Raw genomic sequence first — 23350 nt, 5'->3', positions numbered from 1 at the left:
CGGCCGCGACCTGATCCGGCATCCTCACGCGCCGCATTCACGCCTTCACGTGATCGATTCTTGTAGAGCGTCGATCGGAGGCCAGTAAATGAAACAGGCGATGAAGGACATACCGAGGGTGGTGTGGCTCCTTGCCACCGGCATGTTCTTCGTGGCGGCGGTGAGCTTCACCTTCGTCTACCTCTTCGTCTACCTGACGGGACCTCGTGGGCTCAGCACCTCCCAGGCGGGACTCATCGCCGGTGTCGGCGGCGTGGGCATGGTCGCCGGCAACTTCACCGGCGGCTGGTTCGGTGACCGCTTCGGGCACCGCCGCACCCTCATCACCGGCATGGTCGTGTCCGGTCTCGGCCTCGCGGCCCTGCCCCTGACGCCGACCGCCGCCCTCGCGGTGGTCTTCCCGGTCGCCCAGTACGCCACCGGCGTCACCCGCGCCTCCAACTCGGCGCTCATCGCCTTCTCCGTACCCGAGGGCTCCCGCCGCCAGGGCTTCGCCCTGCTGCGCTTCATGGCGAACCTCGGCGTCACCGTGGGCCCGCCGCTGGGCGCGCTGATCGCCACCTCCGTCTCGTACGACTGGCTGTTCGTCGCCGACGGCCTCGGCATGCTCTTCTTCGGCGTCTACGCGCATTTCATCCTGCCCGCGAACGGCAACCACCGGCCCAAGGGCGAGGCCTCGCCGGACGCTCCCGGCCTGTGGGCCGCGCTGCGCGCCCGGCCCGCCGTGCTGGTGCTGCTCGCCGCGATCCTGGTCGCCGACACGATCTACCGCCAGCAGTACTCCACCCTGCCCGTGTACCTGAAGGACCACGGCATCGGCACCGGCGTCTACGGCGCCCTGATCGCCGTCAGCGGCGCCCTGGTCATCCTCCTCGAACTCCCGGTCACCGTCGCCCTGCGCCGGCGCGCGCCGCTGCCGATCATCGGCCTCGGCGTGATGCTGGTCGGTCTCGGCTTCGCCGCGCTGGCCACCGGCCACTGGTACATCGCGGCGGCCGTCGTGATGATGATCCTGCTGACCGTGGGCGACATCCTCTACAAGTCGCCGTCCACGGCCTACGTCGCCGACAGCGCCCCCGACCACCTGCAGGGCCGCTTCCAGAGCATGTACGCGGGCGCCTCCATCAGCGGCGTGGTGCTGGCCGCCCCCCTCGGCGGCGTGCTCTACGAGCACGCGCCGGGCGCGCTGTGGCCGCTGTGCGCCGTCCTCGGCGTCGTCGCCGGGGTGGCCGTGCTCGGTGCCCAGCGGCTGACGGGCGTACGGGACGAGGCCGTCGAGCCGGACGCGGTCAAGGCCGCGACGCAGTCCTGACCGCCTCCAGCGCCTCGCCACGCTCGCCGTGATGTCCGTGACCGGGTAGAACACCCGCCGGATCACCCGGTCCGCGCCGACCACCAGCGTCAGCCGCTTCAACCGCGCCGCGCCGCCCGCGCGGAAGGTCGGCAGCCGCAGCGCCGAGGACAGGGTCAGCTCCGCGTCCGACAGCAGCGGGAAGGGCAACCGCTCCCGCTCGGCGAACTCGGCCTGCTCGTCCGGGCGCTGGGCGCTCACCCCGTGCACGGCCGCGGTAGGCTCGTCACCGACACCGTCTACCGGCAGCAGTACTCCACCCTGCCCGTCTGGCTCGCCGACCACGGCATCGGCACCGGCGCGTACGGCTGGCTGATCGCCGTCAACGGCGGCGTCATCCTCTGCCTGGAGATCCCGGCCACCGTCGCACTGCGCCGCCGGCCGCCGCTGCCGATCATCGGCACCGGGCTCGTCCTCGTAGGCGCGGGCTACGCCGCCCTGGCCGGCGGGCCGTACATCGCCACGGCGGTGACCATGAAGGTGCTCCTCACGGCGGGGGAGATCCTCTACAAGACCACCGCCACCGCCCACGTGGCCGACAGCGCCCCGGAGCACCTGCAGGGCCGCTTCCAGTCCCTGTACGCGGGCGCCTCCGTCAGCGGCACCGTCCTCGCCCCGCCCCTGGGCGGCGCCCTGTACGGGGCCGCCCCCGGCGCGCTGTGGCCGGTCCGCGCGGTGCTGGCCGCGCTCAGCGGGGCGGTGCTGCTGACGGCCGCCGCGCTGTGGCGGCGCGGTGCGGTGGGCGGGGGCGGGGAGGCCGAGTTCGCGACGGGCGTGCCGGATGGGGCGGACGCGACGCGGAGGCGTTCCGGATGGCGGGCCGGTTGGGCAAGCGCGGGACGCAGCGACTAGCGTTCGACACATGACTGAAACGACCGCCACCTCTCGCGCCACCGGTGCCGTTGCCGCAGGCCTCGCCACGATCGCCGACGACGGCACCGTCCTCGACACCTGGTTCCCCGCGCCCGAGCTCGTGGCGGCCCCCGGCCCCGCCGGGACCGAACGGCTCACCGCGGACCAGGCCGCCGAACTGCTGGGCGACGCCGCCCCCAAGGCGCTGGGACCGGACCCGCGCCGCGGCGTCGAGGTCGTCGCCGTACGCACCGTCATCGCCTCGACCGACGACAAGCCGCTCGACGCCCACGACGCCTACCTGCGTCTGCACCTGCTGAGCCACCGCCTGGTCAAGCCCAACGGCCAGAACCTGGAGGGCATCTTCGGCCTCCTGGCCAACGTCGCCTGGACCTCCATCGGCCCGGTCCCCGCCGGGAACATCGAGCGCGCCCGCCTCGCCGCCCGCGCGGAGGGCCTGCACCTGTCGGTCTACGGCGTCGACAAGTTCCCGCGCATGACGGACTACGTCGTCCCCGCCGGCGTCCGCATCGCCGACGCCGACCGCGTGCGCCTCGGCGCCCACCTCGCGTCCGGCACGACCGTGATGCACGAGGGCTTCTGCAACTTCAACGCGGGCACGCTGGGCACCTCCATGGTCGAGGGCCGCATCAGCCAGGGCGTCATCGTCGGCGACGGCTCCGACATCGGCGGCGGCGCCTCGATCATGGGCACCCTCTCCGGCGGCGGCAAGTCCGTCATCTCCATCGGCGAGCGCTGCCTCCTGGGCGCCGAGGCCGGCATCGGCATCTCCCTCGGCGACGACTGCGTCGTCGAGGCCGGCCTCTACGTCACGGCGGGCACCCGGGTGTGCCTGCCCGACGAGACCATCGTCAAGGCCAAGGAGCTCTCCGGCGCCGACAACCTCCTCTTCCGCCGCAACTCCGTCACCGGCGCGGTCGAGGTCCTCCAGCGCACGGGCTCGTGGGGCGGGCTGAACGAGATCCTGCACAGCCACAACTGACGGCGTGCGGCCCGCGGTCCGGGTACCGCGGCCGCGCCGGCCGTCCGACGAGCGCCCTCCCATGGCCGGTGGCCCGGGAGGGCGCTCGCGCGTTCAGCCCTCGTCCGGGCCCGTGGCCGTGCTCCGCGGCCGCGGCCTGTCGAGAAGGGGGCGGGCAGCTTGCCCGCGCGATTCCGGGGTCCGCGCGGGCGACCGACGAGGACAGGCATCCGCGTGATGCCGCCCGAGAGGTCAGACGATGCCGGTCCAAGGGGAGGGGCAAGGTGGGCGTATACGTCTCCATCAGGGGGTGGCTGGAGTGCGACGCGCAGCAGCTCGCCGCCGTCCGCCGAGTGATCGCGGACCATTCCGACGGGCACTACAGCGACGGCTGGGGCTTTCCGGCCCGGCACTTCAACTGGACCTCGTACGTCTCCTATGGCGGCGACGTCCGTGTGTCGGCCGTGGACTGGTTCATGGACCAACTGCGGGCGATGGCCGCGATCCCCGCGTCCGACGAGGACGAGGACGGGGACGGGGTCCGTGGGCTCTTTGTGGTCAGCAGCGAGGTGGCCGCGCAGGTGGAGTGGCAGGTGCGAGACGGATCGGTGACCGTCCGGCCGACTGAGGCCGGTCTTGCCTACCTGGCCGAGTAGCGCGGGCTGTTGCACGATGCCGCGACCGCTCCCCGGGGAGACGCGGGCATCAGGACTCCGGCGGCGTTCCGGGGCCCGGGCGCGCATCGGGGGCCGGGAACTGCCGCGCAGCGGACCGTGGCCCGTCGAGGGCGGTCCGCCGCACCCCGGCGCCGGTCACGTCGCGGTGGGTCCCGGAGGGAGAGCGAGCCGCAGGACGATCTCGCCGTCGTCGATGTCCCCGGTGGGCTCGAAGCCGAACTTCCGGTAGAAGGGCCAGGGCTCGCCGTCGCCGGGCTCGTAGCTGGTCAGCAGCTCCGTGGCGCCGTCCGCGCGGACCAGGTCGGCGATCTGCGTGAGCACCTCACGGCCGATGCCGTGCCCCTGGTACCGCTTGTCGATCAGGAGCCGCCAGATGAAGTGCCGCCCCCGGTAGGGGCCGGACGGCGGCTTCCACGACAGCATCACGAAGCCGACCGGTTCGTCGCCGCGGTACACGGCGCGGTACCAGGGACTGGCGTCCGGCATTTTCGCCGCCTGCTTCAGCGACAGGGACACCGAGGCGACGAACTGCTTCTGCCGGTGCCGGACGCGCAGAGCACGGACGGCCTCCCGGTTCTCGTCGGTGATCTCCCGGAGGTGAACGTCTGGGGACGCCATGCCACACCCTCTCCCGCCTGCCAGGTCGGCCGTCCTCGCAGCGTATGCGGCTCCGAAGAGCCGGAGGGGGACTGGCACGCCGGGCGCGGGCCTGGCGCTTGGGTGGACTGGTTGCCTGGGGCGCCATGTGACCCGCGGGGTTCGTGGTGTGGGCGGCCGGGGGCCGCCCGGCGGGAGACGGTTCGGGCTCGGGGCTGCCGGGGCGGCGGCGGCCGGATCAGATCCAGGTGCTCAGCCACATCCGGGCGTGCCAGTCGTCGTAGGGGATCGTCCGCCCGGTGTAGATCGGGAAGAAGTAGATGAAGTTCCAGACGATCAGCAGGACGAGCACGCCCGCCGCAACCACCCCGTAGGTGCGGCGGCGTTCGGTCGCGCCGGGCCGGCCGATGAGCGCGCCGAGCGCCATGGCGAGGGCGAGGCAGAGGTAGGGCAGGAAGACGACGGCGTAGAAGGAGAAGATGGTGCGGTTCTGGTAGTGGAACCACGGCAGGTAGCCCGCGGCGACCGCGCACAGGACCGCCCCGGCGCGCCAGTCGCGGCGCAGCGCCCAGCGGTACAGCAGGTAGGCGAGGGCGAAGCAGGCGGCCCACCACAGCAGGGGCGTGCCGAGGGCGAGGATCTCACGCGAGCAGTTGGCGACGCCGCAGCCGTCCTGTCCCTGCTTGGGGGACTCGTAGAAGAAGGACACGGGACGCCCGAGGACCAGCCAGCTCCACGGGTTGGACTGGTAGGGGTGCGGGTCCGACAGGCCGACGTTGAACTGGTAGACCCCGTACTCGTAGTGCCACAGGCTGCGCAGCGGAGCCGGGATCCACGACCACGTGCCGCCGCGGCCGTCGGCCCAGTGCCGCCCGTAGCCGTCGTCGCTGAGGAACCACCCGGTCCAGGTCACCAGGTACGCCGCCACGGCGACCGGGACGAGGGACAGGAGGGACCAGCCGAGGTCGCGGCGGAGCACCGCGCGGTAGGGGCGGCGGGCTCCGGCCAGGCGCCGGGCGCCGACGTCCCAGAGCACGGTCAGCAGCACGAAGAACGCCAGGTAGTACAGGCCGTTCCACTTGACGGCGGAGGCGAGGCCGAGGAGCACGCCGGCCGCGAGCCGCCAGGGCCGGGGGCCGGTTCCCGCGCGGGCGCCGGTGTCCTGGTCGGGACCGGCGAAGCCGTCGCCGTCCACCGGTAGGGCGGCTGCGAGCCGGGCCCGCGCGCGGTCGCGGTCGATCAGCAGGCAGCCGAACGCCGCCAGCACGAAGAACATGACGAACACGTCGAGCAGTGCGACGCGGCTCATGACGAAGTGCAGGCCGTCCACCGCCATCAGCCCGCCGGCCAGGCAGCCCAGCGCCGTGGAGCGGAACAGGCGGCGGCCGACGCGGCACAGCATCAGCACCGACAGGGTGCCGAGCACCGCCGCCATGAAGCGCCAGCCGAGCGGGTTCAGACCGAACATCCACTCACCGAGCGCGATCACCCACTTGCCCATCGGCGGGTGCGCCATGAAGTGGCCGGTCTCGGAGAGGGGGATGATCTGGGGGTCACCCAGGATCTGCGGATCCGAGACCTTGCGGTCGGGCCAGCCGCCCTCGTAGCCGAGCCGGAGCAGGGACCAGGAGTCCTTGGCGTAGAACGTCTCGTCGAAGACGATGGCGTGCGGGCTGCCGAGGCTCACGAACCGCAGCACGCCGGCGAAGACGGCGACCAGGACGGGGCCGAGCCAGCCCATGGCCCGTGCGGCACGGTACGCCCGCGCCGGGCCCAGGCCCAGGGCCTGCCACGTGCGGGTGCCCGGCTCGGGGAAGGGCGGGACCAGCCGTTCGCGGGTGTCGGTCCGGGGGCGTGGGCTGTGGCCGAACCGGCGCAGTCGCAGCGGCCAGTCGGCGGCGGTCGCCGCTCGGGGGTCGCCGGCGTCGTCGTCGGTGCGGTCCGGCGTAGCGGTGTCCGTGGTCACCCGCACATCCTAGGGACGTTGTCGGATGGTCATACCGGCACCCGTGTTCGAGGAGCCCCGTGCGCTGCTCGGACTCCCCGCACCGCCGGCCCGGCGCGCGGCTGGGGCGTCGTACCGGCCGCGCTCAGACGACCGGGGCCCGGTGCAGGTCCAGCGGACGGATCCCCGCCTCGTCGAAGCGCCGCTCCAGCGGCTCGGTGCCGTGCTCGCGGCCGAAGGCGATCTCGGACGAGGTCACCGGCAGCAGCCACAGCAGACGGGCGTGGCCGCCCGGCAGGTGGCAGACCTCCAGGTCGGGGCCGTGGAGGTACGGGAGGCTGACCAGGATGTGGTCGCAGGCCGAACCGGGGACCCAGGGCTCGCCGACCGGGAGGCTGTGGCCCACGTCGAGCAGGTGCGGCCGGGGACCGCAGTGGTAGTGGGCGGTCATGGCGATCAGGTCGGCGAAGCGGGGGTCGGGGACCGGGGCGGTCAGGACGAACTCCACGCCGTGGCCGTCGTCGTTCGCCCGTGACCAGCAGCCGGCCGTCACATAGGCCCAGTGGTCGCCGCGGGGACCCGGGCCCACCTCGATGACACGCAGGTCGGGTACCGTGCCGCGGCGTCCGTCGCCCAGGTCGTGGGTGGCCGTGCCCACCGGATGTCCCGAGAAGAACTCGCGCACGTGCCGGTCGAGCGCCCGGTGCGCCTCGCTCGTGGTCATGGTGGGGATCATGACAGGCACCCCGCGGGGGCGGCGCGCGGGGGGCGTCGTACGCCCTGTCGCGCACCAGTGCATCCGCGACGTGCGGGCCGCCGGGGCGTGCGCACCGGCGTACGGCTCCGGCGGTGGGGCGGAAGTGACACCGCTGACGGATGGAACCACGGTGCGCCTTGCCCGGGCCCGCCCTCGCCCGGCAATAGCGGCAACTCGTGCGTCCGTAGCGGTAATGACGGGTGACGGAAGGCCGAAGCGCGCCCGCCGGGCGCCCACACGTCTAGGCTGGTGCTGCGCGTTCAGGCGCCCCCCGGACACCGCTGCATTGGAGACCCCGCCATGGCCGCTGACCGCCTCGAATTGCCGCCGGTGAGGCTGCTGCCCGAGGAGGAGCTGGCGCGGCTCGCACTCGCCGTGCCGCTCCTCGACCGCGCGGTACGACTGGCGCGCTGGTGCGCGCCGCACGTGACCGTGGACGCCATGGGGGAGCTGACCGCGCAGGACGTCCCGCGCGCCGTTCGTGAGCTGGGCCTGGAGGAGCAGCCGGACGGCGCGTCGGACGCGGCGCAGGCCTGGGGCGTGGCCGTGGACGCCGGGCTCGTCGACCTCGACATCGAGGACTCGCACGAGGACGAGGCCGACGAGGAGGCCGGCGCGGGGGGCGTGGCCCTGGACGAGCCCGCGGGGCGTGCCGTGCCCGGCGAGGCGCTGGGACGGCTGGACGCGGGCGGTCCGCGCGAGGTGCTGGAGGTGTGGCTGGCCGCGCTCGACACGGCGCTGGCCGAGGCCGCGACGCCCGACCTCGACGGCCTGCTGGAGGAGCTGGGCCCGGACGGCGAGGTCGACCTGGGCACCCTGGACTGGGATCCGGAGGAGGAGGCCGAGTTCCTCGACGGCGCGCTCGCCAACCTCTACCTCTTCACCGCCATGGAGGACTCCGGCGGCGACACCAAGGACGCCGTGCCGCTGCCGGTCCTGTCCGCCTCCCTCGTCGTCCCCGAGGACGTGGAGGAGCCGAGCGACGCACTGCTGGAGGACGTCACCGAGGTGATGGTGCGCCTCGACGAGCACTTCCGGCTGCTGACGACCATCGGGCTGCTGGAGTACCAGCCGCTGGACGAGGCCCTGATCGAGGAGGCCGAGTCCGAGGACGACGGGCCCGCCGAGGGCGCGGCGGTCTTCCCGGAGGAGATCGGGCCCGAGGAGGTCTCCCGCTACGGCCTGGTGCGGCTGACCCCGCTCGGCGTGTACGGCGTGCGGGCCCGGATGGCCGACGCCGGTATGCACGCCCCGGCCGCCGGCGACCTGGCGGGGGAGCCCGCCGCCGTCCTCCTGGAGGCGCTGTTCCAGTACCCCGACCAGATCGCCCGCCGCGAGGCCGACGCGTGGCTCGGCAACCGCAAGCCCTACGACGCGGCCCGCGAACTGCTGGAGGCGGCGCGCGGCGAGGACCGCAACGCGCCCGGCCGCCGCCTGGTCGCCCAGCAGACCCTGAGCCTGCTCGGCGACGAGGCCGAGCCGGCCCTGCGCGAGGTCCTGGCGGACCGCCAGCTCGGCGGACTGGCCCGGGTCTGGCTGACCGAACGCGAGGCGGCGGACGTCCCCGCCCCCGACGAGGACATGATCTTCTGGCTCACCGTCGACACCATCGCCGCCCAGCTCGACGCCGACGACGACCCCGAGTTGCTGCGCGAACTGGTCACCGACCTCGTCGCCCGGCACGACGGTTTCTTCACCGCCGCCTGGCGGGTGGACCACCCGGCGACCGCCGACGTCCTGGAGGCCATGGGCCGGATCCACCCCGACAAGCGACTGGCCAAGGAGGCGCGCAAGGCCGCGTTCAAGGCCCGTTCGGCGGGAACCGCGGCGCCCTGAGCCGCACGCGGGCTCCGCCGCGAGGGCGCGGCGAAGGCCCGAACGTCTCGGGGAATGGGCGTCGGAATGTCCCGCTCAGTTCAACTCCCGTTCGTCGTGGGGCGGGAGCGTGACTGCGGCAGAACAGTGACCTTGTGGCCCCAGGAGAGAACGATGCCTCTCACCCGCAGAGACTTCGCCAAGCGCACGGCGATCACCGGCGCCGGAGTCGCGCTGGCCGGAACCGTCGACGTCCTCGCGACCGCACCCGGCGCCCTCGCCGCGGACGCCCCGGCGACCGCCGCGGCGGCCGGCGCGTCCCGGCACCACGGCGGGCTCGGCTACGGCGAGCTGGTCCCCGACCCCAAGGGCATCCTCGCGCTGCCCAAGGGCTTCTCGTACCGCGTCATCACCCGGACCGGCGTCACCAAGCTGGAGTCCGGCGAGTCGACCCCCTCCAACCACGACGGCACCGCCACCTTCGAGGGCCTGCGCGGCGCCACGCTGCTCGCCACCAACCACGAGCTGGCCGGTGCCCGCGCAGACTGGCCGCACCCGGTCCCGCTGACCGAGGGCCTGGTCTACGACTCCGGCGCCGCCGGCGGCGTGACCATCGTCGAGGTCGCCCAGCACGGCGGCCACGTCGTGGAGTGGGTCGGCGTGGCCGGCACCGCCACCAACTGCGCCGGCGGCCGCACCCCTTGGGGCACCTGGCTGACCTGCGAGGAGACCGAGGACAAGGCCGGCAAGAACGGCTTCCTGAAGGACCACGGCTACGTCTTCGAGGTCGACCCGTACGACCGCAGGGCCAACCGCGACCCCAAGCCGATCAAGGCGCTGGGCCGCTACGCGCACGAGGCGGTCGTCGTCGACCCCAAGCGCGGCCACCTCTTCCTCACCGAGGACGCCTCCAACCCCAACGGCCTGTTCTTCCGCTGGACCCCGCCGGCGGGCTTCCACCACGGCCGCGGCAAGCTGCGCGCCCTGCCCGACAGCGCGGGTGTGCTGCAGGCCTTCAAGTGCTTCGACTCCGGCGGCAAGTTCATCGACGACCTGTCCCGCGCCACGAAGATCGGCACGGTCTACGGCGTGGACTGGGTGGACGTCCCCGACCGCGACGCGAAGGCGACCTCCGTCCGCAAGCAGTTCGCGGCGGGCGAGGTCACCCGCGCCCGCAAGCTGGAGGGCATGTGGTGGGGCGACGGCGGCGTGTACGTCGTCTCCTCGTACGCCCGCGAGGAGAGCCCGGGCGCGTCCCACGACGGTGCCGTGTGGTTCTACGACCCCAAGCGCCGCACCCTGACCCTCAAGGTCCTCCTGGGCGTCAACCCCGACCCCTCGGCCGACGGCGCCTTCGACGGTCCGGACAACATCACGGTCTCGCCCTACGGAGGCCTGGTCATCGCCGAGGACGGCGAGGGCGTGCAGCACCTGTTCGGCGCGCTCGGCGACGGCCGTACCTACCCGATCGCCCGCAACGAGCTGAACATCGGCACCGCGGAGGAGCCGGAGTACAGCGAGTTCACCGGTGTGACCTTCTCGCCCGACGGCAAGACGCTGTTCGCCAACATCCAGGACCCGGGCATCATGCTGGCCATCACCGGCCCCTGGCGCCGCCAGGGCCACGGCGGCGCCTGCTGAGACCCGACCGCGTCACCCCGCGCCCGGTGGTCCGTGCCCCGCACGGACCACCGGGCGCACGCGCGTCCTCAGAGCGCCTGAGCTGCGGGCTTGACCATGCCCTTCACCGTGCGGGAGTCGACGAAGTCGCCCATCGCCGTCATCTCCCACTCACCGGAGAACTGGCGGATGAACTTGGCCATCATCACGCCTGTGCGGGGCTCGGCGCCGGTGAGGTCGAAGCGCACCAGTTCCTCGCCCGTCGCGCCGTCCATCAGGCGGCAGTAGGCCTTGGCCACCTGGTTGAACTTCTGGCCCGAGAACGAGTTCACCGTGAAGACCAGCCCGGTGACCTCGGGGGGCAGCCCGCCGAGGTGGACGGTGATGGCCTCGTCGTCGCCCGCGCCCTCGCCGGTGAGGTTGTCGCCGGAGTGCTGGATCGCGCCGTTCAGGATGGTGAGCCGGCCGAAGTAGCAGGACTCGATGTGGTTGCGCTGCGGTCCGTACGCGATCACCGACGCGTCCAGGTCGATGTCCTTGCCGCGGTAGGCGGGCTCCCAGCCGAGGCCCATGCGGACCGAGGTCATCAGCGGCTTGCCGCCCTTGACCAGGGAGACCGTCTGGTGCTTCTGGAGGTTGACCCGTCCCTTGTCCAGGTTGATCTTGCCCGTGCCGACCGGAGGAGCGGGAGGGGCCGGCGGCGCGGGGGGAGGGGCCATGGCGGCGGCCGGAGGAGCGGGCGGCGGGGGAGCCACGGGCGGCGCCTGGGGCGGAGCCTGCGGCGCGCCGGCCGCGGGCTCGTCCACGGAGACGCCGAAGTCGGTGGCGATGCCCGCCAGCCCGTTCGCGTACCCCTGGCCGACCGCGCGGGCCTTCCAGGCGCCGGAGCGGCGGTAGACCTCGACCACCACGAGCGCGGTCTCGGTGCTCAGCCCGGACGGGGTGAAGGTCGCGAGGACGGCCCCGCTGTCGGCGTCCCGCACGGTGGCGGTCGGCTCGGTGCCGGCGAAGGTGGCCCCGGGCGCGTCGGGGCTCGCCGTCACTACGATCTTCTCGATGGCGGCGGGCACGGCGGCGGTGTCGACCGTGATCGCGTCGGGGGAGGTGCCGCCACCGGACCGGTAGGCGACACCCGGCCCCGCGGGCTGGTTGTAGAAGACGAAGTCGTCGTCGGAGCGCACCTTGCCGTCGCCGGCGATCAGGAGGCCCGAAACGTCCAGCCGCACGGGCGCGGATACCTCCACTGTCACGCGCGCCGCGGAGAGCGGGATGTTCGAGCCGGGTGTCATTGCGGTCATGCTCCGCTTAACGATCGTTCCGGGTTTACGGTTCCATTACCGAAAGGTGTTCTCACGTGTCACGCATCGTGGTCATCAGCGGCGGCGGTACGGGGATCGGCCTGGCCGTCGCGGAGGCCTTCGTCCGCGACGGGGACCAGGTCGTGCTGGTCGGACGGCGGGGGGACGTCCTGGACGAGGCGGTCGCCCGCCTGGGTTCCGGATCCGCCCTGGCGGTCCCGGCGGACCTGACCGACGAGACGGAGGCGGCCGGTGTCCGTGACCTCGTGGCCGGGCGCTTCGGCCGGGTGGACGTCCTGGTCAACAACGCGGGCGGGAACGTCGCCCTCGGCGGCGGCGAACCGTCACTCACCGAGCTGTGGACGGGCAACTTCCGGTCCAACGTGCTGACCGCGGTGCTGCTCACCGAGGCGCTGCGCGACCTTCTGGCCGACGGCGGGCGGGTGCTGCTGCTCAGCTCCATCGCCGCCGTACGCGGCGGCGGCTCCGGCTCCTACGGTGCCGCCAAGGCCGCTCTGCACCCGTACGCCTACGACCTGGCGGCGGCCCTGGGCGGGCGCGGGATCACGGTCAACGTCGTCGCGCCCGGCTTCATCGACGACACCGGGTTCTTCGGCGGCCGCATGACGCGGGAGCGGCGCGCGTTCCACGTCGGGCAGACCCTCAACGGACGGGTCGGCGTTCCCGAGGACGTGGCCTCGCTCGTCCACTGGCTCGCCTCTCCGGGCGCCGCCCATGTCACCGCCCAGATCCACCAGGTGAACGGCGGGGCCGAGCGCGGACGCTGAGTGACTCCGGTCAGTGGGGCCAGATGGGCGGGTGGGTGGTGAAGTGGCCGCCGAGGTGGGCGTGGTCCGGGTTCGCCGGGTCGAGTTCGCCCTGTGCGGCCACGAGCCCGGCCGCGAAGGGCTCGGAGTCGTCCCGAGGTTCGTAGCCGAGCGCCCGCGCGGAGGACAGGTCCCACCACAGGCGTGTGTTGGCGGAGCTGCCGTAGACCACGGTGTGCCCGACGCCCTCGGCGGTGAGAGCGGCGTGCAGCAGCCGCGCGCAGTCCTCCGGGCTCATCCAGACCGACAGCATGCGCACCGACGTCGGCTCGCGGAAGCAGGAGCCGATGCGGATCGAGACGGTCTCCAGGCCGTACAGGTCCCAGTAGAGCTGGGCCAGGTCCTCGCCGAAGCACTTGGACAGGCCGTAGAAGGTGTCGGGACGGCGCGGGGTGTCGACCGGGATGAGCGGGTCGTCCCCGACCGGACGCGGCGTGAAGCCCACCGCGTGGTTGCTGGAGGCGAAGACGATCCGCGGCACGCCCTCCTCGCGGGCGGCCTCGTAGAGGTTGTACGTGCCCTCGATGTTGGCGAGCAGGATCTTCTCGAAGGGGGCTTCCAGGGAGATGCCCGCGAGGTGGATGATCGCGTCGACCCCGCGCACGGCCTCGCGCAGGGCGGCGCGGTCCGCCAGGTCCGCGGTGATCGCGTCGGGCTCGCCCTCGACGGGCAGCATGTCGAGGAGGCGCAGCTCGTAGCCGTACGCCGGCAGCAGCTCGCGCATCAGGGTGCCCAGGCCGCCTGCGGCGCCGGTGAGCAGGACGGTGCGGGGAGCGGGCATGCGCGGGTCTCCTCGATCGGACGTCCACGTTCATGGACCTCATTCATATTCATGGACACGCTAAGGAGCGCTTGTCGAAGCGTCAAGACTCCACCACCTGCGGCTGTCTTCCTTGACCCTTCTCTTGTGCTGCCTTAGCGTGAACGCGTTCATGAATATAGACATCGATCAGATGAGCGCACAGCCGCCAGTCTTCAGGGAGAAGCCGATGACCGATGCCGCCTCACTGTCCGCGCGCCTCGACGGCCTGCTGTTCTTCCCCGTGACGCCCTTCGGCCCGGACGGCGCCGTCGACCTGGAGGTCTTCCGCGCGCACGTGCGCCGCGGGATCGAGGCCGGGGCGGGGGCGGTGTTCGCGTGCTGCGGCACCGGCGAGTTCCACGCGCTGACGCCCGAGGAGTACCGCGCCTGCGTCGCGGCGGCCGTCGAGGAGTCCGCGGGCCGGGTCCCGGTCGTCGCCGGCGCCGGCTACGGCACCGCCCTGGCCCTGCAGTTCGCGCACCTCGCCGAGGAGGCGGGCGCCGACGGGCTGCTCGCCATGCCCCCCTACCTCGTCGTCGCCGACCAGGCCGGACTGCTGCGCCACTACGCGGCGCTCGCCGAGGGCACCTCGCTCGACGTCATCGTCTACCAGCGCGACAACGCCGTCCTCACCCCCGCGACCGTCGCCGAACTCGCCCGCATCCCGCGCATCATCGGCCTCAAGGACGGCGTCGGCGACCTCGACCTGATGCAGCGCATCATCAGCGCCGTCCGCAGCACCGTCCCCGACCGCGACTTCCGCTACTTCAACGGCCTCCCCACCGCCGAACTCACCGGCCTCGCCTACCGCGGCATCGGCGTCACCCTCTACTCCTCCGCCGTCTTCTGCTTCGCGCCCGAGATCGCCCTCGCCTTCCACCGCGCCCTGACCGGCGGTGACGACGCCACCGTCAACGCCCTCCTCGACGGCTTCTACCGGCCCCTGGTGGAACTGCGCCATCAGGGCCGCGGCTACGCCGTCTCCCTGGTCAAGGCCGGGGTACGGCTGCGCGGGCTCGACGTCGGCGAGGTGCGCCCGCCGCTGTCCGAGCCCGCGCCCGCGCACCTCAAGGAACTCGCCGAACTCATCGACCGCGGACTCGCCCTGCTCGGCGAAGACTGACGTACGGTGACCCGCGTCAACCCCCACCCCCAGGAGCCGCGTTGAGAGCCTCCACGTTCGTCTACCCGTGGGACGTCGTCGGCGACCCGGAAGCGGCGGACCGCATCGCCGGCCTCGGCGTGCAGCAGGTCACCCTCGCCTCCGCCTACCACTCCACGCGGGCGCTGACCCCGCGCCACCCCGGGCACCGCGTCGTCACCGCCCGCCACGCCGCCGTGCTCTACCCGCCGGACGAGCGGCGCTGGGCGGGGCGCGCCCTGCGGCCGTACACCCAGGACTGGGCGGGCGCCGGGGACGCCTACGGCGAGGCCGCCCGGGCCCTGCGCGCGGCCGGACTGGACGTGCACTCCTGGGTCGTGCTCGCCCACAACTCCCGGCTCGGGGACGAGTACCCCCGGGTGAGCGTGCGCAACGCCTACGGCGACCGTTATCCGTGGGCACCGTGCGTCGCCCAGCCGGAGGTGCGCGAATACCTCGTCACGCTGGCGGCGGAGGCCGCGGTGCGGCCGGGGACGGGTACGGAGGGCACGGAACTCGAGTCCTGCGGCTGGTACGGCCTCGCGCACCTGCACGCCCACGACAAGACGGGCGGCGTGCCGCTGCCCGGCGCCGCGCAGTACCTGATGTCCCTGTGCTTCTGCCCCGCGTGCGAGGCGGGGTACGCCGGGCTGGGCGCGGACCCGGAGGAACTGCGGGGGGCGGTGCGGGGCGCCCTCGCGCCGGTGTGGGCGGGGGAGTGGTCCCCCGGGCCCGACGAGTGGGCCGACGCCGAGAAACTGCTCGGGGCGGACCTCGCGGGGCTGACCATGGCGTGGCGGGGTTCCGTCGCGCGGGACCTGCAGCGGGCCGCGGTGGAGGCGGTACGGGCCGCCGCGGCGCCGGGGTTCCAGGTGCTGCTCCACGCGGACCCGCACGCGCATCGGTGCGGGGCCAACGCCGGGGTCGACCCGGAGTGGGTCCTGGGCCAGGCGGACGGGCTCGTGCTGCCCGGGGCGGACCTGGTCGCGGCCTGCGTGCCGTACGCGCGGCCGGGGACCGTGCTGGCCGCCAACTTCCCCGTCGTCGCCGGTATGGGCGGCAGCCCCGGCACCCTGGCCGCGGACGCGGCCCGGGCGGGGGCCGCCGGGGCGACGGAGCTGCGGCTCTACCACGCGGGGCTCGCGTCCGCGGGGGATCTGGCGGCGGTGCGGGCGTTTTTGGCGGGGGTCGGCTGAGGCGTGTACCTCCCGCGCGTAGCGCGGTTGGACCGGGCAGCCCGGCGCAGCCGCCCGCACCCAACAACCGGCCCCAAGGGGCACCCACCGGGCAGCCCAGCGCAGGCACCCGGACCGCAACCACGACGGACCGGGCGCACCCCATTGACGTACCCCGCCCCCCGCTCTACTTTCATCACGTCGTACTTCATACGTCATATATGAGATGCCATGCGCGAGACCCGAAAGAGCCCCCATGGACCTGCTCGCCGGCACCGCGCCGACGCCGATTCCGTCCCGTACCACGGTCGTGCTGGAAACGATCAAGCACGGGATACTCACCGGGCAGCTGAAGCCCGGTCAGGCCCTCGTGGAGGCCGAGCTGGCCGCGCAGTTCGGGGTGTCGAAGACGCCCGTGCGGGAGGCGCTCAAGACGCTCGCCGGCACCGGACTGGTCGTGATGAGCCAGTACAAGGGCGTGACCGTGCGGACGGTGGACGCGGAGATGGCGCGTCAGGTGTACGACGTGCGTCTGTTGCTGGAGCCGGAGGCGCTGCGCCGTACCGTCACGCACCGCGCCCCGCTGGACGCCGCGCGGGAGGCGCTGTCGCGTGCCGACGAGGCGGGGGACCGGGCCGAACGGTCGCTCGCCAACCGGGAGTTCCACCGGGCGCTGTACACGCCGTGCGGCAACCCCCTGCTGGCCCGGATGCTGGACGACGTGCGGGACCAGGCAGCCCTGGTCTCGGCCGTGGTCTGGCAGGAGACGCCGTCGTGGGAGCAGGAGGCCCGCGAGCACCGGGAGATCCTGGCGCGGGCGCTGGACGGGGACGCGGGCGGCGCGGCGCGGCTGCTCCACGACCACATCGAGGACTTCGTGGCCCGGGCGTTCCCCGAGGGCCGGGACGGCGGTGACGGGCCGGTCCGCTGAGCCGCGGGCGCGCGGGGGTGAGGGGACGGCCCCCCGCGCGCCCGCCCCCTCCGTAAGCCGCCCCCACCGCATCACGCAGTCAACCGAGTCGAAGGGCTACCGAATGTCATTCGCAGAGCAGTCGTCCGCGCTCGCCGATGTCGTGGCGATCCCGGTGACCCCGTTCGACGCGGACGGTGGCGTGGAGCGCACCGCGTACCGGGCGCTGCTGCGCAGACTGCTCGACAGCGGGGTGCGGACGGTCACGCCGAACGGCAACACCGGGGAGTTCTACGCCCTCGATCCGGCCGAGCGGCGGCTGGTCGTCGAGCTGACGATGGCGGAGGCGGACCCGGGAACCCAGGTCGTGGTGGGCGTCGGCCACGACGTGCCGACGGCGGTCGCGGCCGCGCGGCACGCGCGGGACGCCGGGGCGCAGACGGTGATGGTGCACCAGCCGATCCACCCGTACGTGTCGCCGGAGGGCTGGGTGGACTACCACCGCGCCATCGCGGAGGCCGTCCCGGAGACCGCGGTGGTCCCTTACGTCCGCAACCCGCTGCTGGACGGCGGCCCGATCGCACGCCTCGGCGCGCTGTGCCCGAACGTCGTCGGGGTGAAGTACGCGGTGCCCGACGCCGCCCGCTTCGCGGCGGTGGCGCGGGACGCGGGGCTGGACCGCTTCACCTGGGTCGCCGGTCTCGCCGAGCTGTACGCCCCCGCGTTTTGGGCGATGGGCGCGACCGGCTTCACCTCGGGCCTGGTCAATGTCGCGCCCCGGGTGTCACTGGCGATGCTGCGCGCGCTCCGCGACGGCGACTACGCGGCGGCGATGAAGGTGTGGGAGCGGATCAGGGAGTTCGAGGACCTGCGGGCCGAGCAGAGTTCCGCCGACAACGTGTCGGTGGTGAAGGAGGCGCTGGCGGTGCTGGGACTGTGCCGCCGCGAGGTACGCCCGCCCAGCCGCCTGCTGACCGGGGACCGGCGCGAGCGGGTGGCCGCCCTGCTCGCCGGCTGGGACCTGTGAGCCGGGAGGGGACGGAGGGCCGCCATGAGGAAGCCGGAAGAACTCCGCAGCCACCAGTGGTACGGGACCGAGGGCCTGCGCTCGTTCAGCCACCGGGCCCGCACCCGGCAGCTGGGCTACCTGCCCGAGGAGCACCTGGGCAAGCCGGTGATCGCGGTCCTCAACACCTGGAGCGACATCAACCCCTGCCACGTCCACCTCCGCGAGCGGGCCCAGGCGGTCAAGCGCGGTGTGTGGCAGGCGGGCGGCTTCCCCCTGGAGTTCCCCGTCGCGACGCTGTCGGAGACGTACCAGAAGCCGACGCCGATGCTCTACCGCAACCTGCTCGCGATGGAGACCGAGGAGCTGCTGCGCTCCTACCCGGTGGACGGGGCGGTCCTGATGGGCGGTTGCGACAAGTCCACGCCGGCGCTGCTGATGGGCGCCGCGAGCGCCGACCTGCCGGCGGTGTTCGTGCCGGCCGGACCCATGCTGCCAGGGCACTGGCGCACCGAGGTGCTGGGTTCCGGCACCGACATGTGGAAGTACTGGGACGACAAGCGGGCCGGGCTCATCGGCGACTGCGAGATGGCCGAGCTGGAGAGCGGGCTGGCCCGCTCCCCAGGACACTGCATGACCTTGGGCACCGCCTCCACGCTGACCGCGGCGGCCGAGGCGCTGGGGATGACGGTGCCCGGCGCGTCGTCGATCCCCGCCGTCGACTCCGGGCACGACCGCATGGCGGCGGCCTCCGGAATGCGGATCGTCGACCTCGTGCGGGAGGACCTGCGGCCGTCGGCGATCCTCACCCGCGAGGCGTACGAGGACGCGGTGGCCACCGTGCTCGCGCTCGGCGGATCGACCAACGCCGTGATCCACCTGATCGCGATGGCGGGGCGCAGCGGCGTCCCGCTGACCCTGGACGACTTCGACCGCATCGCCCGCACGGTGCCGGTGCTGGCGAACCTCCGGCCGGGCGGCCGGTACCTGATGGAGGACTTCCACTTCGCGGGCGGCCTCCCCGGGTTCCTGACCCGGCTGCGGGACGCCCGGGTCCTGCACCTCGACCGGCCCACCGTCGCGCACAAGACCCTGGGCGAGCAGCTGGCCGGGGCGCGCGTCCACGACGACGACGTGATCCGCCCGCTGGACGCGCCGCTCGCGGCGGAGGGCGGCGTCGCCGTCCTGCGCGGCAACCTGTGCCCGGACGGCGCGGTCGTCAAGCACATCGCGGCCGAGCCGCATCTGCTCGAACACACCGGCCCCGCGGTCGTGTTCGACGACTACCGGACCCTGCAGCGCACCATCGACGACCCGGGCCTCGGCATCACCGAGGGCAGCGTCCTGGTGCTGCGCGGTTCCGGTCCGCTCGGCGGACCGGGTATGCCCGAGTACGGGATGCTGCCGCTGCCCGACCACCTCCTGAAGAAGGGGGTGCGGGACATGGTGCGGATCTCCGACGCCCGGATGAGCGGCACGAGTTACGGCGCGTGCGTGCTGCACGTGGCACCCGAGTCGCACGTGGGCGGTCCGCTCGCCCTGGTCCGCACCGGCGACCTGATCACCCTGGACGTCCCGTCGCGCACCCTGCGCCTGGAGGTCGACGACGCGGAACTGGAACGCCGCCGCGCACAGTGGCAGGCACCGCCGCCCCGCTACGGACGCGGCTACGGCGCGCTGTACCAGGACCAGATCACCCAGGCCGACACCGGCTGCGACTTCCGCTTCCTGACCCGGCCCGGAGAAGTGCCGGAACCCTACGCGGGCTGACGCCCCGCCTCCGCACCACCCCGTCGGCCGGCCGTCCCCGGCCGGCGGCGGGTCACACCGCCGAGGCGCCCCCGGGGGCCGCGGTCCGGGCCTTGCGGCCCTCGTACCAGAGGGCCGCGCCCGTCACCAGCGCGCCCACGCCCTCCCACACGCCGACCCCGAGGAAGCCGGAGGGGGCCCGGCCGACCACCACGGCGGTGGTGAAGACGGTGAAGGTCAGCAGCCGGAACGGGACAGTCCAGCGGAAGAAGGCCCGCCAGTCGGCGAGGGCCGCCAGGACGTAGTAGACGCCCATGTTGAGCGCCGCCATCGAGGAAGCCGTGAGGAAGACAAGGGTGTAGTCGCCGGCCGCGCGGTGGTCCGGCCGGTGGAAGCCGAGCAGGGACAGCTGTACGGCCGGCGAGACGATCCCGACGATGCCGAGCGCGGCGGCGAGCAGGCCGAAGACGGCCATGGTCCAGCCGGAAAGGGAGCGGGGGAGACGCACCGGTCCTCCAAGTTTGGGGGCGACGGCTGCGGCGCCCCAACTGCCATGATCCTAGGGGATGTTCAGGCCGACTCCCGCCGCACCGGCTCCGTCGGGACGGCCACCCCGGCGGGCTCGTCACCGGCGACGCGGGCGAGCGGCAGCCGCACCATCTCGGCGCTGATGCGGTCCCACGGCCGGCGGATCGTGGTCAGCTGCGGCAGCGTGGCCGGCGCTGCCAGTGGCGCAGGGTCGCCATGATCACGGGGGCACTGGACACCCCGGCGGTGTCCAGCGGTTGGCGGGCTACCGGGATCGCCAGGATGACGGGAGGCATCCGCACCCCCGTCAGCAGGACGCCGACGATCGCCTCACGGCCGCGGAAGCGGTACTTCGGCAGCGTGTAGCCGCTGATCGCGGACACCGCCGCCGACGGCGGCGCCCCGAAACCGGCGCAGAACAGGGAGTTGGGCATCCACCCGCCAGTAGACGCCGTCGCGGGACGCGGACAGCGCCGAGAGGTTGTCCACCAGACCCGTGCCCGGGCAGGAAGGTGAACGTCGCGAAGAGCTCGCGGCTGCTCTTCGTCGACGCCACCAGCACCCGCGCCACCGGGCCGCCGGCCCCGAGCGGCCGGATCAGAGGCGGCGCGTCGCCAGTGTGAGGCGGTCGCGCGCGTCGAAGAGGGCGTCCTTGATCAGCTGCTCGTGGGCCGGGGTCAGCCGGGCCACCGGCACCGAGCAGCTGATCGCGTCACGTGCGGGCGTGCGGTAGGGGATGGCCACGCCGAAGCAGCGCAGGCCGAGCGTGTTCTCCTCGCGGTCCACGGCGTAGCCCTGCTCGCGGATCTGGTGCAGCTCGGCGATCAGCTTCTCGCGGTCGGTGTGGGTGTGCTCGGTGAGCGGCTCCAGCGTCTCCGGCAGCAGCTTGCGGACCTGCTCGTCGGTGTACGTGGCGAGCAGTGCCTTGCCGAGCGAGGTCGAGTGGGCCGGCAGTCGGCGGCCCACCCGGGTGAACGGCCGCAGGTAGTGCGAGGACTGACGGGTCGCCAGGTAGACGACGCTGGTGCCGTCGAGGCGGGCGAGGTGGATGGTCTCGCTGGTGTCGTCCGAGAGCCGGTCCAGGGTCGGGCGGGCCGAGGCCACGACCTCGTCGCCGTCGATGTACGAGGTGCCGACCAGCAGGGCGCGCACGCCGATGCCGTAGCGGGTGCCGGTGGCGTCGGTCTCGATCCAGCCCAGCTCGACGAGCGTGCGCAGCAGCATGTACAGGCTGGACTTGGGGTAGCCGACGGCCTCCTGCACGGCGGCCAGGCTGTGCATGCCGGGCTGCCCGGCGAAGAACTCCAGCAGCTCCACCGTCCGCACCGCGGATTTGACCTGCGCCCCGCCCTCACCTGCAGCCATCTCGGAGGACCCCTCTTGTTCGGCCGGGACCCGCGCAAGTAGGCTCCCGAACAGATTCACAGTTGCGGATGCTGTTCAGCATATCGAACGAAAGGCCTGGAGGTACCCGCGGTGGCCGTACCAGTGTGGAGCGTCGACCCTCGAACCGGGAAGCAGCGGGAGCAGGTCGCCGTCGAAGCCACCGCCGAGGAGGTCGACGCCGCGGTACGCGCCGCCGCCGCGGCCTTCCCGGCGCTCGCCGACCGCGAGGTGCGGGCCCGCCTCCTGCGCACCGCGGCCGACTTCCTCGAGGAGGCCGGCCCCCGCATCCTGGAGGCCGCCGACGCGGAGACCGCCCTCGGTCCCGCCCGCCTCACCGGCGAACTCGGGCGCACCGCCTACCAGCTGAGGGCCTTCGCCGAGATCGTCGAGGAGGGCGCCTTCCTCGACGTCATCATCGACCACGCCGACGCGACGCTCGCCCCGCCCCGGCCGGACCTGCGGCGCTACAAGATCCCGCTCGGCGTCGTGGCCGTCTACTCCGCCAGCAACTTCCCGCTCGCGTTCTCCGTGCCCGGCGGCGACACCGCCAGCGCGCTCGCGGCGGGCTGCCCCGTCGTCGTCAAGGCCCACCCCGACCACCCGGCGACCAGCGAGCTGTGCGCGGACGCGCTGCGCCGCGCCGCCGTCGAGGTCGGGCTGCCCGCCGACGTCGTCTCGGTCGTCCACGGCTTCCAGGCCGGCATCGACCTCATCAAGCACCCGCTGGTCTCCGCCGCGGGGTTCACCGGATCCGTACGGGGCGGCCGCGCCCTCTTCGACGCCGCGGCGGCACGACCCGTGCCGATCCCGTTCCACGGCGAACTCGGCAGCCTCAACCCGGTCGTCATCACGCAGGCCGCGGCCGAGGAGCGCGCCGAGCAGATCGGCGCGGGGCTCGCCGGGTCCGTGACGCTCGGCGTCGGCCAGTTCTGCGTCAAGCCCGGCCTCGTCCTGGCCCCGGCGGGGGAGGCGGGCGACCGCCTCCTCAAGTCCCTGGCGGCCGCGGTGGGCGACGTCGCCCCCGGCACGCTGCTCGACGCCCGCATGCGGGACAACTTCATCGCGGGCGTGCGCGAACTGACCACGCTTCCCGAGGTGGAGGCGCCGGTCGAGCCCGGCGACGGCGGCGAGCACCTGGTGCGCGCCGGCTTCGTCTCCGTCCCGGCCGCCCGGCTCGCGGAGGGCGGCGAGCACGACGCGCTGCTGGAGGAGCACTTCGGGCCCGTCACGGTCGTCGCGCGGTACGGAACCGCGGAGGAGGTCGAGGGGGTGCTCGGGCGGCTCCCGGGGAACCTCACGGCGACGGCGCACCTGAGCGAGGCCGAGGCGTCCGGCGGCGACGGGGACGCCTCCGGCGCGGAACTGCTGCGCCGGCTCACCCCGCTGGCGGGGCGCGTCGTGGTGAACGGCTGGCCCACCGGCGTCGCGGTGGCCCCGGCCATGCACCACGGGGGGCCGTACCCGGCGACGACCTCGACGTCCACGTCGGTCGGCGGTACCGCGATCGAGCGGTGGCTGCGGCCCGTCGTCTACCAGGACGCGCCGGAGGGGTTGCTGCCGGCGGAACTGCGTGACGGCAACCCGCTGGGGTTGCCGCGGCGGTTCAACGGGCGCCGCGAAGCCTGAGGCTTGCGCTTTCCGCGCCGGGTGGGTGTGGTTGCGGCCCGTCGTCGTGCGCGGGTTGTCTGCGCCTGCGGCGGGCTGTCCCCCTCCCTGTGCGCGGGCGGCTGACGGCCGGAGGGCGGTCGGAGAGCGGGGCGGGGCTGCCGCACGCGTCATAGTTCTCTGACCGGGAAGGTTCGCCGGGTCGGCGGTCGGATGTGCGGTGACGACGGCCAATGCCGTCGCCGCCGCGGCCAAGTGGCGAACCTCCGCCTACTTCCTTGCGGTGAGGGTGCTCTCGATGAGGGCGACAGTCGCGCGGGGGTCGTC

20 protein-coding genes and 2 pseudogenes are annotated in these 23350 nt (G+C 73.4%); 13 read left to right on the top strand and 9 right to left on the bottom strand.

All coding sequences use genetic code 11. The annotated features are described in order from the left end of the window. Positions 1 to 100: 100 nt before the first annotated feature. Positions 101 to 1312: an MFS transporter gene (locus B085_RS0121555; RefSeq protein WP_018560663.1), complete on the top strand. Its 1212-nt coding sequence runs from the start codon at positions 101 to 103 to the stop codon at positions 1310 to 1312. Here the strand turns inward: B085_RS0121555 and B085_RS47270 are convergent. Further along, positions 1290 to 1567 (bottom strand): annotated as a pseudogene (locus tag B085_RS47270) (redoxin domain-containing protein); the annotation flags it as partial. The gene B085_RS0121555 and the pseudogene B085_RS47270 sit on opposite strands and share 23 nt — an antisense overlap. On the opposite strand from B085_RS47270, the gene B085_RS43280 reads away from it, so the two are divergent. The 3 genes from B085_RS43280 to B085_RS0121540 all read left to right on the top strand — a co-directional run bounded on the left by B085_RS43280 (position 1556) and on the right by B085_RS0121540 (position 3841). Then, positions 1556 to 2203, top strand: coding sequence for an MFS transporter (locus B085_RS43280; protein WP_018560662.1), 648 nt, complete (start codon positions 1556 to 1558; stop codon positions 2201 to 2203). The pseudogene B085_RS47270 and the gene B085_RS43280 overlap by 12 nt on opposite strands. A gap of 10 nt (positions 2204 to 2213) precedes the next feature. Beyond that, positions 2214 to 3206: a 2,3,4,5-tetrahydropyridine-2,6-dicarboxylate N-succinyltransferase gene (gene dapD, locus B085_RS0121545; protein ID WP_018560661.1), complete on the top strand. Its 993-nt coding sequence runs from the start codon at positions 2214 to 2216 to the stop codon at positions 3204 to 3206. 263 nt (positions 3207 to 3469) lie between these two features. Next, positions 3470 to 3841 (top strand): hypothetical protein, encoded by a 372-nt coding sequence (locus B085_RS0121540; protein WP_018560660.1) that lies wholly within the window; start codon positions 3470 to 3472, stop codon positions 3839 to 3841. 156 nt (positions 3842 to 3997) lie between these two features. Here the strand turns inward: B085_RS0121540 and B085_RS0121535 are convergent, their stop codons facing one another. The 3 genes from B085_RS0121535 to B085_RS0121525 all read right to left on the bottom strand — a co-directional run bounded on the left by B085_RS0121535 (position 3998) and on the right by B085_RS0121525 (position 7128). Next, the gene (locus B085_RS0121535; protein WP_018560659.1) at positions 3998 to 4480 is read right to left on the bottom strand and encodes a GNAT family N-acetyltransferase; all 483 of its coding nucleotides are present in this window, start codon (positions 4478 to 4480) and stop codon (positions 3998 to 4000) included. Between the two features lie 217 nt (positions 4481 to 4697). Beyond that, positions 4698 to 6425, bottom strand: a complete 1728-nt coding sequence (locus B085_RS0121530; RefSeq protein WP_018560658.1) for a phospholipid carrier-dependent glycosyltransferase — start codon at positions 6423 to 6425, stop codon at positions 4698 to 4700. Positions 6426 to 6549: 124 nt separating this feature from the next. Then, positions 6550 to 7128: a suppressor of fused domain protein gene (locus tag B085_RS0121525; protein ID WP_026251296.1), complete on the bottom strand. Its 579-nt coding sequence runs from the start codon at positions 7126 to 7128 to the stop codon at positions 6550 to 6552. Between the two features lie 333 nt (positions 7129 to 7461). On the opposite strand from B085_RS0121525, the gene B085_RS0121520 reads away from it, so the two are divergent. Both B085_RS0121520 and B085_RS0121515 read left to right on the top strand, forming a co-directional pair. Further along, positions 7462 to 8997: a hypothetical protein gene (locus B085_RS0121520; RefSeq protein WP_018560656.1), complete on the top strand. Its 1536-nt coding sequence runs from the start codon at positions 7462 to 7464 to the stop codon at positions 8995 to 8997. A 153-nt stretch (positions 8998 to 9150) separates the two neighbouring features. Continuing rightward, positions 9151 to 10617: an alkaline phosphatase PhoX gene (locus B085_RS0121515; protein WP_018560655.1), complete on the top strand. Its 1467-nt coding sequence runs from the start codon at positions 9151 to 9153 to the stop codon at positions 10615 to 10617. A gap of 68 nt (positions 10618 to 10685) precedes the next feature. Here the strand turns inward: B085_RS0121515 and B085_RS0121510 are convergent, their stop codons facing one another. Next, on the bottom strand, positions 10686 to 11885 hold the full coding sequence (locus B085_RS0121510) for a TerD family protein (protein WP_018560654.1): 1200 nt from the start codon (positions 11883 to 11885) through the stop codon (positions 10686 to 10688). Positions 11886 to 11950: 65 nt separating this feature from the next. Here B085_RS0121510 and B085_RS0121505 point away from each other — a divergent pair, with 65 nt between their 5' ends. Further along, a complete protein-coding gene (locus B085_RS0121505; protein ID WP_018560653.1) occupies positions 11951 to 12682 on the top strand; it encodes an SDR family NAD(P)-dependent oxidoreductase in 732 nt (243 codons plus the stop codon). A gap of 10 nt (positions 12683 to 12692) precedes the next feature. Here B085_RS0121505 and B085_RS0121500 read toward each other — a convergent pair whose 3' ends face one another. After that, entirely contained in the window at positions 12693 to 13502 is an 810-nt protein-coding gene (locus B085_RS0121500; RefSeq protein WP_018560652.1) for an NAD-dependent epimerase/dehydratase family protein, read from the bottom strand. 208 nt (positions 13503 to 13710) lie between these two features. On the opposite strand from B085_RS0121500, the gene B085_RS0121495 reads away from it, so the two are divergent. The 5 genes from B085_RS0121495 (at position 13711) to araD (ending at position 19525) form a co-directional block, all read left to right on the top strand. Continuing rightward, complete coding sequence (locus tag B085_RS0121495; protein WP_018560651.1) at positions 13711 to 14646, top strand: 5-dehydro-4-deoxyglucarate dehydratase; 936 nt, start codon at positions 13711 to 13713, stop codon at positions 14644 to 14646. A 41-nt stretch (positions 14647 to 14687) separates the two neighbouring features. Beyond that, on the top strand, positions 14688 to 15860 hold the full coding sequence (locus B085_RS0121490) for a hypothetical protein (RefSeq protein WP_018560650.1): 1173 nt from the start codon (positions 14688 to 14690) through the stop codon (positions 15858 to 15860). Positions 15861 to 16095: 235 nt separating this feature from the next. Further along, complete coding sequence (locus B085_RS0121485; protein ID WP_018560649.1) at positions 16096 to 16770, top strand: GntR family transcriptional regulator; 675 nt, start codon at positions 16096 to 16098, stop codon at positions 16768 to 16770. Between the two features lie 103 nt (positions 16771 to 16873). Then, positions 16874 to 17776: a dihydrodipicolinate synthase family protein gene (locus B085_RS0121480; protein ID WP_018560648.1), complete on the top strand. Its 903-nt coding sequence runs from the start codon at positions 16874 to 16876 to the stop codon at positions 17774 to 17776. A 24-nt stretch (positions 17777 to 17800) separates the two neighbouring features. Then, complete coding sequence (gene araD, locus B085_RS0121475) at positions 17801 to 19525, top strand: L-arabinonate dehydratase (protein ID WP_018560647.1); 1725 nt, start codon at positions 17801 to 17803, stop codon at positions 19523 to 19525. 52 nt (positions 19526 to 19577) lie between these two features. Here araD and B085_RS0121470 read toward each other — a convergent pair whose 3' ends face one another. The 3 genes and pseudogenes from B085_RS0121470 to B085_RS0121455 form a co-directional block, all read right to left on the bottom strand. Further along, positions 19578 to 19979, bottom strand: coding sequence for a hypothetical protein (locus tag B085_RS0121470; RefSeq protein ID WP_018560646.1), 402 nt, complete (start codon positions 19977 to 19979; stop codon positions 19578 to 19580). A gap of 322 nt (positions 19980 to 20301) precedes the next feature. Further along, a pseudogene (locus B085_RS50950) lies at positions 20302 to 20735 on the bottom strand (carbohydrate ABC transporter permease); the annotation flags it as partial. Beyond that, positions 20630 to 21397, bottom strand: coding sequence for an IclR family transcriptional regulator (locus tag B085_RS0121455; RefSeq protein WP_026251294.1), 768 nt, complete (start codon positions 21395 to 21397; stop codon positions 20630 to 20632). The gene B085_RS0121455 and the pseudogene B085_RS50950, both read right to left, overlap by 106 nt. A gap of 111 nt (positions 21398 to 21508) precedes the next feature. Here B085_RS0121455 and B085_RS0121450 point away from each other — a divergent pair, with 111 nt between their 5' ends. Further along, on the top strand, positions 21509 to 23044 hold the full coding sequence (locus B085_RS0121450) for an aldehyde dehydrogenase (NADP(+)) (protein WP_037732174.1): 1536 nt from the start codon (positions 21509 to 21511) through the stop codon (positions 23042 to 23044). The last annotated feature ends 306 nt before the right edge of the window (positions 23045 to 23350 follow it).

The organism is Streptomyces sp. BoleA5 (assembly GCF_000373665.1).
Taxonomy (GTDB): Bacteria; Actinomycetota; Actinomycetes; order Streptomycetales; family Streptomycetaceae; genus Actinacidiphila.
The sequence above is the reverse complement of the archived record's forward strand: the minus strand, read 5'-3'. Positions and strand labels throughout refer to the sequence as shown.

What these genes read in the sequence shown, in the direction of transcription:
- araD (WP_018560647.1), top strand. Translation starts at nt 17,801, where the DNA reads ATGAGGAAGCCGGAAGAACTCCGCAGCCACCAGTGGTACGGGACCGAG.
- B085_RS0121520 (WP_018560656.1), top strand. Translation starts at nt 7,462, where the DNA reads ATGGCCGCTGACCGCCTCGAATTGCCGCCGGTGAGGCTGCTGCCCGAG.
- B085_RS0121470 (WP_018560646.1), bottom strand. Translation starts at nt 19,979, where the DNA reads ATGGCCGTCTTCGGCCTGCTCGCCGCCGCGCTCGGCATCGTCGGGATC.
- dapD (WP_018560661.1), top strand. Translation starts at nt 2,214, where the DNA reads ATGACTGAAACGACCGCCACCTCTCGCGCCACCGGTGCCGTTGCCGCA.
- B085_RS0121515 (WP_018560655.1), top strand. Translation starts at nt 9,151, where the DNA reads ATGCCTCTCACCCGCAGAGACTTCGCCAAGCGCACGGCGATCACCGGC.
- B085_RS0121495 (WP_018560651.1), top strand. Translation starts at nt 13,711, where the DNA reads ATGACCGATGCCGCCTCACTGTCCGCGCGCCTCGACGGCCTGCTGTTC.
- B085_RS0121455 (WP_026251294.1), bottom strand. Translation starts at nt 21,397, where the DNA reads ATGGCTGCAGGTGAGGGCGGGGCGCAGGTCAAATCCGCGGTGCGGACG.
- B085_RS0121480 (WP_018560648.1), top strand. Translation starts at nt 16,874, where the DNA reads ATGTCATTCGCAGAGCAGTCGTCCGCGCTCGCCGATGTCGTGGCGATC.
- B085_RS0121525 (WP_026251296.1), bottom strand. Translation starts at nt 7,128, where the DNA reads ATGACCACGAGCGAGGCGCACCGGGCGCTCGACCGGCACGTGCGCGAG.
- B085_RS0121510 (WP_018560654.1), bottom strand. Translation starts at nt 11,885, where the DNA reads ATGACACCCGGCTCGAACATCCCGCTCTCCGCGGCGCGCGTGACAGTG.
- B085_RS0121535 (WP_018560659.1), bottom strand. Translation starts at nt 4,480, where the DNA reads ATGGCGTCCCCAGACGTTCACCTCCGGGAGATCACCGACGAGAACCGG.
- B085_RS0121500 (WP_018560652.1), bottom strand. Translation starts at nt 13,502, where the DNA reads ATGCCCGCTCCCCGCACCGTCCTGCTCACCGGCGCCGCAGGCGGCCTG.
- B085_RS0121555 (WP_018560663.1), top strand. Translation starts at nt 101, where the DNA reads ATGAAGGACATACCGAGGGTGGTGTGGCTCCTTGCCACCGGCATGTTC.
- B085_RS0121485 (WP_018560649.1), top strand. Translation starts at nt 16,096, where the DNA reads ATGGACCTGCTCGCCGGCACCGCGCCGACGCCGATTCCGTCCCGTACC.